The sequence below is a fragment of the Leucobacter komagatae genome (genome assembly GCF_006716085.1).
GTDB lineage: Bacteria > Actinomycetota > Actinomycetes > Actinomycetales > Microbacteriaceae > Leucobacter > Leucobacter komagatae.
On the sequence record NZ_VFON01000001.1, the window covers coordinates 1,823,367 to 1,835,753 of the forward strand.

General features: G+C 67.3%; 12 protein-coding genes. 8 read left to right on the forward strand and 4 right to left on the reverse strand.

The genetic code is table 11. The annotated features are described in order from the left end of the window. Positions 1 to 693 carry a DUF1028 domain-containing protein gene (locus FB468_RS08365; protein WP_141886936.1) on the reverse strand — a complete coding sequence of 231 codons (693 nt, stop codon included), beginning with the start codon at positions 691 to 693 and terminating at the stop codon, positions 1 to 3. Between the two features lie 113 nt (positions 694 to 806). Between FB468_RS08365 and FB468_RS08370 the strand changes: the two genes are divergently transcribed. Genes FB468_RS08370 through FB468_RS17115 form a run of 4 tightly spaced genes read left to right on the forward strand, consistent with a single transcriptional unit; the run spans position 807 to position 5,849 of the window. After that, entirely contained in the window at positions 807 to 2,345 is a 1,539-nt protein-coding gene (locus FB468_RS08370) for an ABC transporter substrate-binding protein (RefSeq protein ID WP_141886937.1), read from the forward strand. After that, complete coding sequence (locus FB468_RS08375) at positions 2,342 to 3,325, forward strand: ABC transporter permease (protein ID WP_121078076.1); 984 nt, start codon at positions 2,342 to 2,344, stop codon at positions 3,323 to 3,325. Before FB468_RS08370 ends, FB468_RS08375 begins: the two co-directional genes overlap by 4 nt. After that, positions 3,322 to 4,236 (forward strand): ABC transporter permease, encoded by a 915-nt coding sequence (locus FB468_RS17110; protein ID WP_170219672.1) that lies wholly within the window; start codon positions 3,322 to 3,324, stop codon positions 4,234 to 4,236. Before FB468_RS08375 ends, FB468_RS17110 begins: the two co-directional genes overlap by 4 nt. Continuing rightward, on the forward strand, positions 4,233 to 5,849 hold the full coding sequence (locus tag FB468_RS17115) for a dipeptide ABC transporter ATP-binding protein (protein WP_170219673.1): 1,617 nt from the start codon (positions 4,233 to 4,235) through the stop codon (positions 5,847 to 5,849). Before FB468_RS17110 ends, FB468_RS17115 begins: the two co-directional genes overlap by 4 nt. Here FB468_RS17115 and FB468_RS08385 read toward each other — a convergent pair. Together FB468_RS08385 and pip are read right to left on the reverse strand one after the other, a co-directional pair. Further along, positions 5,846 to 6,763, reverse strand: coding sequence for a glutaminase (locus FB468_RS08385; protein WP_141886938.1), 918 nt, complete (start codon positions 6,761 to 6,763; stop codon positions 5,846 to 5,848). The two genes, FB468_RS17115 and FB468_RS08385, sit on opposite strands and share 4 nt — an antisense overlap. Positions 6,764 to 6,793: 30 nt before the next feature. Next, the gene (pip, locus tag FB468_RS08390; protein WP_211359109.1) at positions 6,794 to 7,771 is read right to left on the reverse strand and encodes a prolyl aminopeptidase; all 978 of its coding nucleotides are present in this window, start codon (positions 7,769 to 7,771) and stop codon (positions 6,794 to 6,796) included. Positions 7,772 to 7,885: 114 nt separating this feature from the next. On the opposite strand from pip, the gene FB468_RS08395 reads away from it, so the two are divergent. The 4 genes from FB468_RS08395 to FB468_RS08410 are packed head-to-tail and all read left to right on the forward strand — an operon-like array spanning position 7,886 to position 10,165. Beyond that, complete coding sequence (locus tag FB468_RS08395; protein ID WP_141886939.1) at positions 7,886 to 8,212, forward strand: PadR family transcriptional regulator; 327 nt, start codon at positions 7,886 to 7,888, stop codon at positions 8,210 to 8,212. Between the two features lie 47 nt (positions 8,213 to 8,259). Beyond that, complete coding sequence (locus FB468_RS08400) at positions 8,260 to 8,640, forward strand: DUF1048 domain-containing protein (protein WP_141886940.1); 381 nt, start codon at positions 8,260 to 8,262, stop codon at positions 8,638 to 8,640. Next, positions 8,637 to 9,404: an ABC transporter ATP-binding protein gene (locus FB468_RS08405; RefSeq protein ID WP_141886941.1), complete on the forward strand. Its 768-nt coding sequence runs from the start codon at positions 8,637 to 8,639 to the stop codon at positions 9,402 to 9,404. The genes FB468_RS08400 and FB468_RS08405 overlap by 4 nt, the downstream gene beginning before the upstream one ends. Further along, on the forward strand, positions 9,401 to 10,165 hold the full coding sequence (locus FB468_RS08410; protein ID WP_141886942.1) for an ABC transporter permease: 765 nt from the start codon (positions 9,401 to 9,403) through the stop codon (positions 10,163 to 10,165). Before FB468_RS08405 ends, FB468_RS08410 begins: the two co-directional genes overlap by 4 nt. A gap of 96 nt (positions 10,166 to 10,261) precedes the next feature. On the opposite strand, the gene FB468_RS08415 is transcribed toward FB468_RS08410, so the two are convergent. Then, on the reverse strand, positions 10,262 to 12,340 hold the full coding sequence (locus FB468_RS08415) for an acyl-CoA dehydrogenase family protein (RefSeq protein ID WP_141886943.1): 2,079 nt from the start codon (positions 12,338 to 12,340) through the stop codon (positions 10,262 to 10,264). Positions 12,341 to 12,387 lie beyond the last annotated feature (47 nt).

Genomic DNA, 12,387 nt, shown 5'->3' on the forward strand with positions numbered 1-12,387 from the left:
TCACCCAGTCGCCCGCCGTTCATCAAGGGCAAGATCGAGCAACCTTGCGAGTTCGTCGATCGGCCGCACGTGATCGTCCGCGCGCAGATCGATCGCAAGGGGCGCGTCGCGCGGAGCAGGTTCGTGCGTCGCCGCGTCGGCAGCGGCTGGCGCGACCCCAACGAGCAGCGCAGCAGATTGCCTGCCGCGAAGGTCTCCGCCTGCAGCATCACCTGCGGCGAGCGCCGCGAGCACGCGGCGCGAGAAGCCAGCGAGGGCCCGTTCGCTAGCCACGCCGTCATCATCGGGTGCGCCTTCGAACGCCGCCACCATCGCGGCAAGCACCTCAGGGCCGGGCAGGAGATTGCCGAGCACGACGAACCCCTCCCCGACTTCGCTTCCCGCCCACGCAGTGCAGGCATCGCCAGTGTGCGCTGAGACGGCGCCGTCCGCCGTCACGACCGCGGCCTGCCGCCACGCTGCGCCGGAATCCCAGTCGGGGATGCGCGCGATTGCCGTTGCCGGCGACGCCCCCGAGGCGACAGCGTCGAGCAGCAGCCCGCGCAGGGATCGGTTCGTGTAGGCCTGACTTGCTGCGGCCCCGACGCCGACCCGCAGGGCCGGCACGCCCGCGCCGACGGCGAGCGAGCGGCTCACCGTCGCCGCGGCGAGTAGACCCCTCGTTGGGTCGCTCGCCAGGATGGTAAATGTCATGTCGCTGCTTCCTCGGGTTGACGCGAGCCCGTTTTCGATGTTGACTATCGCAATAATGATGATTCCATCATAAAAATGATAATTCCGCCCACTCACGCAGAGGATCAGTGCCGATGAAGTCACGCACACTACTCCCAGGAGTCGCCCTGCTGGGCGCCCTCGTTCTCGCCGGCTGTTCGACCGGCACCGCCGTCGACCTCGATGGCGGCGGCACCGGCGGCGCCTCCGGCGCCGTGCTGACGGCGGCAATCGCTGGCGAGCCGGATCAGCTCGACCCGCACAAGACCACCGCCTACTTCTCATTTGAGGTGCTCGAGAATGTCTTTGACACGCTCGTGCAGCCTGACGAGAACCTCGAAATGCAGCCGGCACTCGCGGAGAGCTGGGACCTGAGCGACGACCAGCTCACTTGGACATTCCATCTGCGCGAGGGCGTGACATTCCACGACGGCTCGCCGTTTACCTCCGCGGACGTCGCATACTCGCTGAACCGGATCATCGACGACGAGCTTGCGAACGCCTGGCGGCTCAGCGCGATCACCGGGATCGAGACGCCAGACGACACGACCGTCGTCATCTCGGTCGCGCAGCCCACCCCGAACCTACTGTCGAGCCTCGGCGGGTTCAAGGGCATGGCGATTGTGCAGCGCGAGAACGTCGAGAGCGGCGACATCACCACCAAGCCAATCGGCACCGGCCCCTTCTCCCTCACGAGCTACACCCAGGGCGACAGCATCAAGCTCGCCGCGAACCCGGACTACTGGGGTGGTGCGCCCAAGGTCAGCGGCGTGAACTTCTCCTTCCTCTCCGAGGGCAACACTGCGATCGCCGCGCTGAAGAGCGGGGAGATCGACTGGACCGACTCGATTCCCGCCCAGCAGATCGAGCAGCTGAGTGGCGACTCCGCCCTCGAGATCGGCGTCGAACCGAGCACTGACTACTGGTACCTCGCGCTGAACGAAGGGCACGAGCCGTACGGTGACGTCCGCGTGCGCCAGGCAATCGCCTACGCCATCGATCGGGAGGCGATCGCCCAGGTCACGAGCTACGGGACCGCGGCGACGAACCAGCTCGCGATCCCCGAGCAGAGCGCCTGGTACACGGAGTTCGACGAGTTCAGCACCAACGTCGACGAGTCCAAGAAGCTGCTCGCTGAGGCAGGAGTCGACGGTTCGACGCTCACGCTCGACCTGCTCGCCTCCTCGGACTACCCTGAGACTGTCACCGCCGCGCAGGTGATCGCCGACAACCTCGCGCCGCTCGGGATCGATGTCTCGATCCGGCAGCCCGATTTCGCCACCTGGCTCGACGAGCAGAACAGCGGCAACTTCGACATGCTCATGATGGCCTGGCTCGGCAACATCGATCCTGACGACTTCTACTACGCGCAGCACCACTCGAAGGGCGCGAGCAATGCGCAGGGGTACAGCAACCCCAAGGTCGACGAGCTGCTCGACGCCGGACGTACCGAGACCGACGTCGACGCCCGCAAGAAGCTCTACGACGAGGCCGCGACCCTCATCGCCCAGGAGGCAAGCTACATCTACCTTTACAACCCCTCGGTCGTGCAGGCCTGGCTGCCCGCCGTTGAGGGGTACGAGGTGCGCAGCGACCGCGCCGTCCGCTTCAAGGATGTGAGCCTCGCCGAATGACGTCCACGCTGACGAGCCGCGTCACCGGCTCGGCAACACTGCGCTTCCTCGGGAAGCGACTCCTTCACACCGTCGTCGTGCTTCTCGGCGTACTTGTGCTGGTGTTCACGCTGATCCACCTGGTGCCGGGCGACCCTGTCCGAATCGCGCTCGGCACCCGGTACACCCAGGAATCGTACGATGCGCTGCGGGCCGCCTCAGGGCTCGACCGGCCGCTCATCGAGCAGTTCTTCGCGTACGTCGGCCACGCGCTCACGGGTGATCTCGGCGTCAGCTTCCGAAACGGCCAGCCTGTCACGGAGATCCTGCTCGAGCGGCTCCCCGCGACACTGTCGCTCGCCGGCGTCGGCATGCTCATTGCGCTGCTCATCTCGATCCCAGCCGGAACGTTCTCGGCGCTGAAGGAGGGCACCGTCGGCGACGGCATCGTCCGAGTGTTCAGCCAGTTCGGCGTCTCGATCCCTGATTTCTGGATGGGCATGCTGCTCATCACGCTGTTCTCGACGATCCTGGGCTGGCTGCCGCCGTCAGGGTACGTCGCGTTCGGCGAGGATCCGGGCGAGTGGCTCCGGCGCGTGTTCACCCCCGCCCTGACCGTCGGCCTCGTCGCCGGCTCGATCATGACGCGCTACGTCCGCGGTGCGGTGCTTGAGGTCGCTGAGGCAGCGTACGTCCGCACGGCACGCTCGAAGGGGCTGCGGCCCGCGGTCGTGACGGGCGTGCACATCGCCCGGAACGCGTTCATTCCGATCCTCACCATCACGGGCATCCAGCTGGCAACGATGCTCGGCGGCGTACTCGTCGTCGAGGTCGTGTTCGCGTGGCCGGGGCTCGGCCGGCTCGTCTACGACTCGGTCGCCTCCCGCGACTACCCGGTCGTGCAAGGGGCGGTGCTGCTCATCGCCATCGCGTTCCTCGTCGTCAACCTCGTTGTCGACGCACTGTATGCCCTCATCGACCCGAGGATTCGACTGTCATGACCGCGCCAGACACCGTCGCACTCGCGACCGCGCCCACACTCGCTGATGGCAGCCGCCCGTCGGCCTTCCGCCTGTTCCTTCGAAGCCCCGTGAGCGTCGTCGGCAGCCTCGTGCTCCTCGTGATGATCGCCGCGGCGCTCGTCGGGCCGGCGCTCGCGCCCTACGGCGTGAACGAGACCGACATCGCCGGCGCGCTCAAAGCGCCGAGCGCCGAGCACTGGTTCGGGACCGATGACCTCGGGCGAGACGTGTTCTCGCGAGTCGTCATCGCCGCGCAGGTATCGCTGCGCGTCGCCGTCATCAGCGTCGCCATCGCGCTCGTGCTGGGGGTGCTCCTCGGCATCGTGTCCGGTTATGCGGGCGGTTGGGCCGACGGCGTGCTCATGCGAATCGTTGACGTGATGTTCGCGTTCCCGATGCTCATCCTCGCGCTCGCGATCGTCGCGGTGCTCGGTCCCGGTGCGAACACCGCGACCATCGCTATCGGCGTCGTCTACGTGCCGATCTTCGCCCGCGTTGCCAGAGCCAGCACGCTCAGCGTGCGCTCGGAACCCTTCGTCCGCGCGTCGCAGACCATGGGGACGGGCGCCGGCAGGATTCTCGTGAAGCACATCCTCCCCAACATTTCGGGCCCGATCATCGTGCAGACCTCGCTCTCCCTTGCGTTCGCGATTTTGTCCGAGGCCGCGCTCTCGTTCCTGGGGCTTGGCGTGCAGCCGCCGCAGCCGTCGTGGGGTCGGATGCTCTTCGAAGCGCAATCGTTTCTGGGTACTGCCTGGTGGCTCGCGGTCTTCCCGGGGCTCGCGATCTTTCTCACCGTGCTGTCCTGCAACCTCGTCGGCGACGGCCTCCGCGACGTCCTCGATCCCAAGCAGCGCAGCGTCATCGAATCAAGGAGCGCTCGCCGATGAGCCACACAGACACCCCCGTTCTCTCCGTGCAGGACCTGCGCGTCACCATCGGAGCAACCGAGCTCGTTCACGGCGTCTCGTTCGACGTCCACGACGGGCAGACCGTCGGCATCGTCGGTGAATCTGGCTCCGGTAAGTCACTGAGCGTGCTCAGCGCGACCCGCCTGCTCGACCTCCCGCACCAGCGGGTGACTGGGCGGTCGCTGCTCCGCGGCGACGATCTCGTGACCGCCCCCAAAGCGAAGCTCAGGCGCGTGCACGGCCCTGAAATCGGGTTCGTCTTCCAAGATCCCAGCACGTCGCTGAACCCGCTCCTCACGCTCGAACGGCAGCTCACGGAGGGGCCCGAGACGCACCTCAGGCTCAGCCACCGTGCCGCACGCACGCGGGCGATCGAGCTGCTGGAGGCCGTCGGTCTTCCCGATCCCGAACGCCGGCTGCAATCCTACCCGCATCAGCTCTCCGGCGGCCAGCGCCAGCGCGTGATGATTGCGATCGCACTCGCCTGCGACCCGTCGCTGCTCATCGCCGATGAGCCGACAACGGCGCTTGACGTCACGACACAGGCGCAGATTATCGACCTCGTCCGAGAGATGCAGCGCGAGCGCGGCATGGCAGTCGTGTGGATCAGCCACGACCTCGGCGTGATCGGGCAGGTCGCGACCGACGTGACCGTGCTGTTCCGCGGCGACGCCGTCGAGCAGCGGCCGGTGCTCGACCTCTTCGACCGGCCCGATCATGACTACACCAAGCGGCTCCTCGCCAGCCGGCCTTCACTGTCGAGTCCGCCGCCCGAGCCCGCGCCCGCCGACGCAGCGCCCGTGCTCGAGGTGTCCGGCCTCAACGTCAGGTTCCCGGTGAAGTCAAAGACTGGCACCACCTGGGTGCACGCGGTGCGCGACGTGAGCTTCACCATTGCCCGCGGGACGACGCTCGGGCTCGTGGGCGAGTCAGGGTCTGGCAAATCGACCATCGCTGGTGCGCTCACCGGCCAGGTGTCGCCCGAGAGCGGTTCGGTCTCCCTGTCGGGCTCCGACGTGCTCGCCGCCCGTGGGGGCGAGCTGCGGGGGATCCGCCGACGGCTAGCAATGGTCTTCCAGGATCCCTTCTCTGCACTGAACCCTCGCACGACAGTTTCCGAGGCGATCTCCGAGCCGCTCATCGTGCACGGCCTACGCGACGGCAAGCGCGCCCGTGCTTCGCGCGTCGCGGAGCTCCTCGAACAGGTCAATCTGCCGACCTCGTTCGCGTCGCGCTACCCGCACGAGATGTCCGGCGGCCAGCGGCAGCGGGTCTGCATTGCGCGCGCGCTCGCCTGCGAGCCTGACGTCTTGATCCTCGATGAGTCGACCGCGTCGCTCGATGTTTCGATCCAGGCCGATGTCATGGCGCTACTCAAGCGGCTCCAGCGCGAGCTCGGGTTGGCCTATCTCTTCATCGCGCACGACCTCGCCGTCGTGCACGAGATGAGCCACGAGGTCATGGTGATGCGCCGTGGTGAGATCGTGGAGGCGGGCCCGAGCGAGGCGCTCTACGGGGCGCCCCGACACGATTACACGCGGTCGCTGCTCGCAGCGATCCCGCCGAACCGGCCTGCGGCTGCGCTGAGTTAGAAGATCGACCAGTCGGTGCGTGCCGTGAGCTCGGCAAGCGCCGCCATGCCCGTCAACGAGTTGCCGGAACCGTCTAGGCCCGGCCCCCAGACACAGATCGAGCACACGTCGGGCACGATCGCGAGGATGCCGCCGCCGACGCCAGACTTCCCGGGCAGGCCAACGCGGTAGGCGAACTCGCCCGCGGCGTCGTAGAACCCCGAGGTGAGCATCACGGCGTTCACGCGGCGGGCCTGGTTTGAACTCAGCAGCCGGGTGCCGTCCGCGCGCACCCCGCGCCGAGCGAGGAACGCGCCGGCAGCCGCGAGATCTTCGCAGGTCATCGCGATCGCGCACTGGTCGACGTAGCGCGCGAGCACAGCCTCGACGTCGTTGGTGAGGTTGCCGAAGCTGCGCAGCAGGTGCGCGATCGACGAGTTTCTGTCGGAGTGGCTGAGCTCGGACGCCGCGGTCAGCGCATCAACCGAGACGTCGGGGTTGCCCGACTCGGCGCGGACGAATTCGAGCACGGGCGACTGCTCTCCAGGCGTCAGACTCAATAGGTGATCGGCGACCACGAGGGCGCCCGCGTTCATGAACGGGTTGCGCGGGATACCGCGTTTGTACTCAAGCTGTGCGAGCGAGTTAAACGCGGCGCCCGACGGCTCGCGGTTCACGCGCTGCCAGATCTCATCGCCGTCCTCGGCCATGACCAGGGCAAGCGAGAACACCTTCGAAATACTCTGGATCGAGAAGTCGACTGCCGCGTCTCCGGCGGCGAACCGCTCGCCGTCCGTCGTCATGACTGCGATGCCAAACTGGTCTGGGTTCACCGCCGCGAGACGCGGGATGTAGTCGGCGACGCTGCCGCCGCCCATGATCGGCCGAACGGCCTCGTACACCTCGTCAAGCACGCCCTGCAGATCACTCGTCATAGTGGGGCTAGTTTATCGAAATTACCCTGCTCAAGCCAGGTTTTCCGCGAAGCGATCCGTCGCCCGCACGAGCGCGTCGACGATGCCCGGCTCGCTCGCGGCATGCCCTGCGTCGGCGACCATATCGATCGAGGCCTCGGGCCACGCGCGGTGCAGATCCCACGCGGTGCGCGCCGGTGTGCAGACGTCGTAGCGCCCCTGCACGATCGCGCCGGGGATGCCGGCGAGCTTGCCTGCGTTCGCGATGAGCTGCCCGTCCTCGAACCACCCTCCATTCGAGAAAAAGTGGTTTTCAATGCGCGCGAACGCGACCGCGCCCGCAACGTCGGCGCGCGCCTCCGCGATGACGTCGGAGTCGGGGATCAGACGCACGGTCGCGTTTTCCCAGACCGTCCAGGCGACCCCGGCAGGCACGTGCACCGCGGGGTCAGGATCGGTGAGCCTGCGGCGGTAGGCCGCGACGAGATCGCCGCGCTCGCTCTCGGGGATCGCCGCGAGGTACTCCTCCCAGAAGTCGGGGAAGAGGTGCGAGGCGCCGTCTTGATAGAACCAGTCGATCTCGCTCCTTCGCAGCGTGAAGATGCCGCGCACGACGAGCTCGGTGACCCGCTCGGGGTGCGTCTGCGCGTATGCAAGCGAGAGCGTCGACCCCCAGGAGCCGCCAAACACGAGCCATCGGTCGATGCCGAGGTGCTCGCGCAGGCGCTCAATGTCGGCAACAAAGTGCCAGGTGGTGATCGCCGACATGTCGGCATCGGGCGCGCTCACGTGCGGCGTCGAGCGCCCGCTGCCGCGCTGCTGGAGTAGCACGATGCGGTAACGCTCGGGGTCGAAGTAGCGGCGATAGTCGGCCGAGAGCACACCACCGGGGCCGCCGTGCAGGAAGATGGCCGGCTTTCCGTCGGGATTTCCGCAGACTTCCCAGTAGACCTCGTGGCCGTCGCCGACCGGGAGCATCCCGTGGTCGTAGGGCTCGATGGGCGGGTACAGCGTGCGCAGTTCAGTCATTCCCCCACTCTAGAACCCCCGGCCCAACTTGTTTGGTACTTGGCCTTGCTAAGTAGCGGTACTTAGTGTTACTTTCTAGCGGTAGTCACTCACGCTAAGTAGAGGAGGTTGAGGTTGGCAAACCAACTCACCGAAATGCTCAAGGGCACCCTAGAAGGGATCGTCCTCGCATTTCTCACCGAAGACCCGGCGTACGGGTACGAGATCACCACGCGCCTGCGCGACGAGGGGTTTGAGGACATCGCCGAGGGCACGGTGTACGCGCTTCTCGTGCGCATCGAGCAGCGGGGGCTCGTCGACGTCGCAAAGGTCCCGTCAGAGAAGGGGCCGCCCCGCAAGGTCTACTCCATCAACGAGGCCGGGCGCACCCAGCTCGCGGAGTTCTGGCAGACGTGGAACTTCCTCGCCGGCCGCATCGAACGGCTCCGCCCCACCGCGTAGCCCGACACCACACGCAAACAGACACACACGTATTCAAGGAGAACATCATGGCCGCAAAGTGGATTGAAATGCTCACCGGTTCACTCGAGCAGAAGAAGCAGTACCGGGAGCACGTGGCTCGCCTCGACGCTCTCCCCGCGCCATACGGCGAGGCGGCGAAGGCCGTACAGCGCTACCTCACCTACGCGGGCGCCGCGGAAGACGGCGACACCCTCGTCACGATGATCGGCGACCACGTCGATCTCTGGGAGCGCGCGGCAGTGGACGGCACCCCCGTCCGAGCGATCGTGGGCGACAACCCCGTCGAGTTCGCGGAGGAGTTCGCCAGGGCCTACGCGGGCAAGCAGTGGATCGACCGCGAGCGGAACCGCCTCACGCAGGCGATCGACGCAGCCGCGGCGAAGCAAGAGGGCAGGCAAGAGTCATGACCGCCACGAACGAACCCGAACCCGCCCTCAGAGTCGAGGGAATCACGAAGGCGTTCGGCGAGCTCGCCGTGCTCCGCGGCGTCGACTTCGCGGTGAGGCCGGGAAGCATCTTCGCGCTGCTCGGCTCGAACGGCGCCGGAAAGACCACCCTCGTTCGCATCCTCGCGACACTCACGTCTGCTGACGCGGGCAGCGCCACAGTTGCGGGCCATGACGTCGCCGAGGCCCCGGCTGAGGTGCGCCGAGCGATCAGTCTGACCGGCCAGTTCGCAGCGGTCGACGAGATCCTCACCGGCCGCGAGAACCTCGCGCTCATCGCGCGGCTGCGCCACCTCGATCGCCCCGCCGAGATCGCCGACGCGATGCTCGACAGGTTCGCACTGACCGAGGCCGGTGGCCGCCGGGCGTGCACGTACTCGGGCGGGATGCGCCGCAGGCTTGATATCGCGATGAGCCTGATCGGCGACCCCCAGGTGATCTTTCTCGACGAGCCGACGACGGGTCTCGACCCGCAGTCTCGCATCGAGGTCTGGGAGACGATTCGGCAGCTCGCCCGCGGCGGCACGACGGTGATGCTCACCACCCAGTACCTCGACGAGGCCGAGCAGCTCGCCGACCAGATCGCGATCCTGCACGAGGGCACGATCATCCAGAACGGCACCCTCGCCGAGCTCAAGGCTCTGCTCCCCGCCGCGCAGGTTGAGTACATTGAGAAGCAGCCCTCGCTTGAAGACGTGTTTCTCACGCTGGTGGGGGAACGATGAGCACTCAAGCACTCTCAGACACCAGCGCGCTCACCGCGCGCTCGCTCCGGCACATCCTCCGCAGCCCCGACACGATCATCACGACCGCGGTCACGCCGGTCGCGCTCATGCTGCTCTTTGTGTTCGTGCTCGGCGGTGCGATCAACACGGGCTCCGGCGACTCGTATATCAACTACATGCTGCCCGGCATCCTGCTCATCACGATCGCATCAGGGATCGCGTACACCGCGTACCGACTGTTCCTCGACATGCAAGGCGGCATCTTCGAGCGATTCCAATCCATGCCGATCGCGCGGTCGAGCGTGCTCTGGGCGCACGTGCTCACGTCGCTCGCGGCGAACCTCGTGTCGATCGGGCTCGTCATCGGGGTCGCACTGCTCCTCGGCTTCCGCACGAGCGCGTCGCCCGGCGCGTGGTTCGCGATCATCGGGATCCTTGCCCTGTTCACGCTCGCCCTCACTTGGGTGGCGGTCATCGCCGGGCTCTCGGCGAAGACAGTCGACGGCGCGAGCGCGTTCAGCTACCCGCTCATCTTCCTGCCGTTCATCAGCTCGGCGTTCGTGCCGACGGCGAGCATGCCCGGCCCGGTCGCGTGGTTTGCCGAGCACCAGCCGGTCACGGCGATCGTTGATTCGATCCGCAACCTGTTCGCAGGCGCCCCCGTCGGGAGCGAGCTGTGGGTCGCCCTCGCCTGGCTCGTCGGCATCCTCGGAGTCGCATACGGCGCCGCGATCCTGATCTACCGTCGAAAGATCAGATAGCCGCTCCCCGATACGGCAGCGCGCCCCGCAACCTCACCGGTTGCGGGGCGCGCTGCCTGCGCTGTCCATGCTGTCTGCGGCTGGGTGGTGCGCGACTCAGCTCGCTGTGGCGGCGGCCTTCTCAGCGATCTTCGCTGCCGCCTTCGCCTGTGCGCGAAGCTCCTTCTCGTGCACGGGCCAGAGGCCGGCGGCGCGCTGCTCGTCGACGTAGTTCTGCGCCTCCTGCTGGCGCTCCTCCTCGATGCCCGTCGCGATCTCCGCGCGCAGCAGGGCGTCGTCGAGCCCAAACGCGTCAACAAGGTCGAGCGCGTGCTCGCGGAGGCGGCCGAGCAGCCTGTCGATGTACGCGGTGACCGACTCGGCGCGCTTGCCCGACATGCGGCCGTGCACGAGGTACCAGGTCATGTTGCGCTCGATCACGGTGAGGCCGAACAGGTCGCGCAGCCAGGTCATGACCTGCTTCGTGCCCGGGTCCGTAAGCTTGTCGACTTCCTCGGTGAAGGCCTCCCACTGCAGCAGCTCGGCGTGCGCGCGAGCTGCCTCGATGAGCTTGTGCTGCTGGGCGTTGAAAGCATCCTCGCTGCGCGCGGCGCGCTCGGCCTTCGGCACGTCCTTCGTCGCGTCGCGCAGCGCGCCCGCAACCTCGGCGACCATGGTCTCGACGCGGTCGGTGAGCAGCTCGCGCTGCGACTCGGGGCTGCGGAAACTCTCAACCGAGCGGGCGGTCTGCCCAAAGTCGGCGATGCTCTGGCCGAGCTGGCGAAGCCCGAAGCGGCTGACACGGTCGCCGATCTGGCTCGCCGCGGCGCGCGCGAGGGCGGCCTTATCGCCGTCCTTGAACTGCGCGGCGTAGTCGGTGAGCAGGCGCTTGCCAACGAGCTGCAGCAGCACAGTGTTGTCGCCCTCGAACGTGACATAGATGTCGAGGTCGGCGCGCAGGCCGGTCAGGCGGTTCTTCGCGATGAAGCCCGCGCCACCGCAGGCCTCGCGCGCCTCCTGCAGGGTGTCGAGCGCGGCCCACGTCGAGAGCGACTTCAGGCCGGCGGCGAGGGTCTCGAGATCCTCGCGGTTCTCATCGGTGTCCTTCACGCCCGAGAACACCTCGTCAAACACCGTGAGCAGCCGCTCGTGCGCGAACGCCATTGCGTAGGTCTCTGCGAGCCGGGGCAGCAGGCGGCGCTGGTGCTGGCCGTAGTCCATGAGCACGGTCTCGCGGCCCGATGCACCAGGGAATTGCCGGCGCTGCGTGCCGTAGCGGATGGCGATGGTGAGCGCGGCCTGCATCGCGCGCACGGCCGATCCGTCGAGCGAGACGCGGCCCTGCACGAGCGTGCCGATCATGGTGAAGAAGCGCCGACCGGGGCTCTCAATGTGCGACGAGTAGGTGCCGTCGGCCGCGACGTCGCCGTAGCGGTTGAGGAGGTTCTCGCGCGGGATCCTGACGTTCGTGAAGTGCAGCCGGCCGTTGTCGATACCGTTCAGGCCGCCCTTGACGCCGTCGTCCTCGCTACCGACGCCAGGCAGGAGCTTGCCCTCGGGGGTGCGGATCGGCACGAAGAACGCGTGCACGCCGTGATTCACCCCGCGGGTGATGAGCTGGGCGAAGACCACCGCGGCTTGGCCGTGCAGCGCGGCGTTGCCAAGGAACTCTTTCCACGCGCCCTTGAACGGGGTGTGGATCTCGAATTCTTCGGTGTCGGGGTCGTAGGTCGCGGTCGTACCGATCGACGCCACGTCAGATCCGTGCCCGATCTCGGTCATCGCGAACGCGCCGGGAAGCTTCAGGCTCATCACGTCTGGCAGCCACTTCTCGTGGTGCGCCTTGTTGCCGAGGTGCAGGATCGCGGAGCCAAACAGCCCCCACTGCACGCCGCCCTTGATCTGCATCGAGGGGTCAGCGAGCACGAGCTCCTGGAACGCCGCGACGTTGCCGCCGTGGTTGTCGCCGCCACCGAGGTACTTCGGGTACGCGCGCTGGATCGCGCCCGCCTCAACAAGCTCGTGCAGTTGGCTGAGCACCCGGATGCGGTGCTCGTCCATCGGCTGGCCGGGAATCGTGTGCAGGCTCGGCCTCGAGCGTACGAGCTCCCTGGCTTCGAGGCGCTCGGTCTTCCACTTCCCGAGGAGCGCGTCGCTCACCTGCTGGACGTTGATGCGAGGGGCGTTGTCGGCCATCGATATCTCCAATTCGACCTGACGGCGGAGGCAGAGCCGCTCGGGCC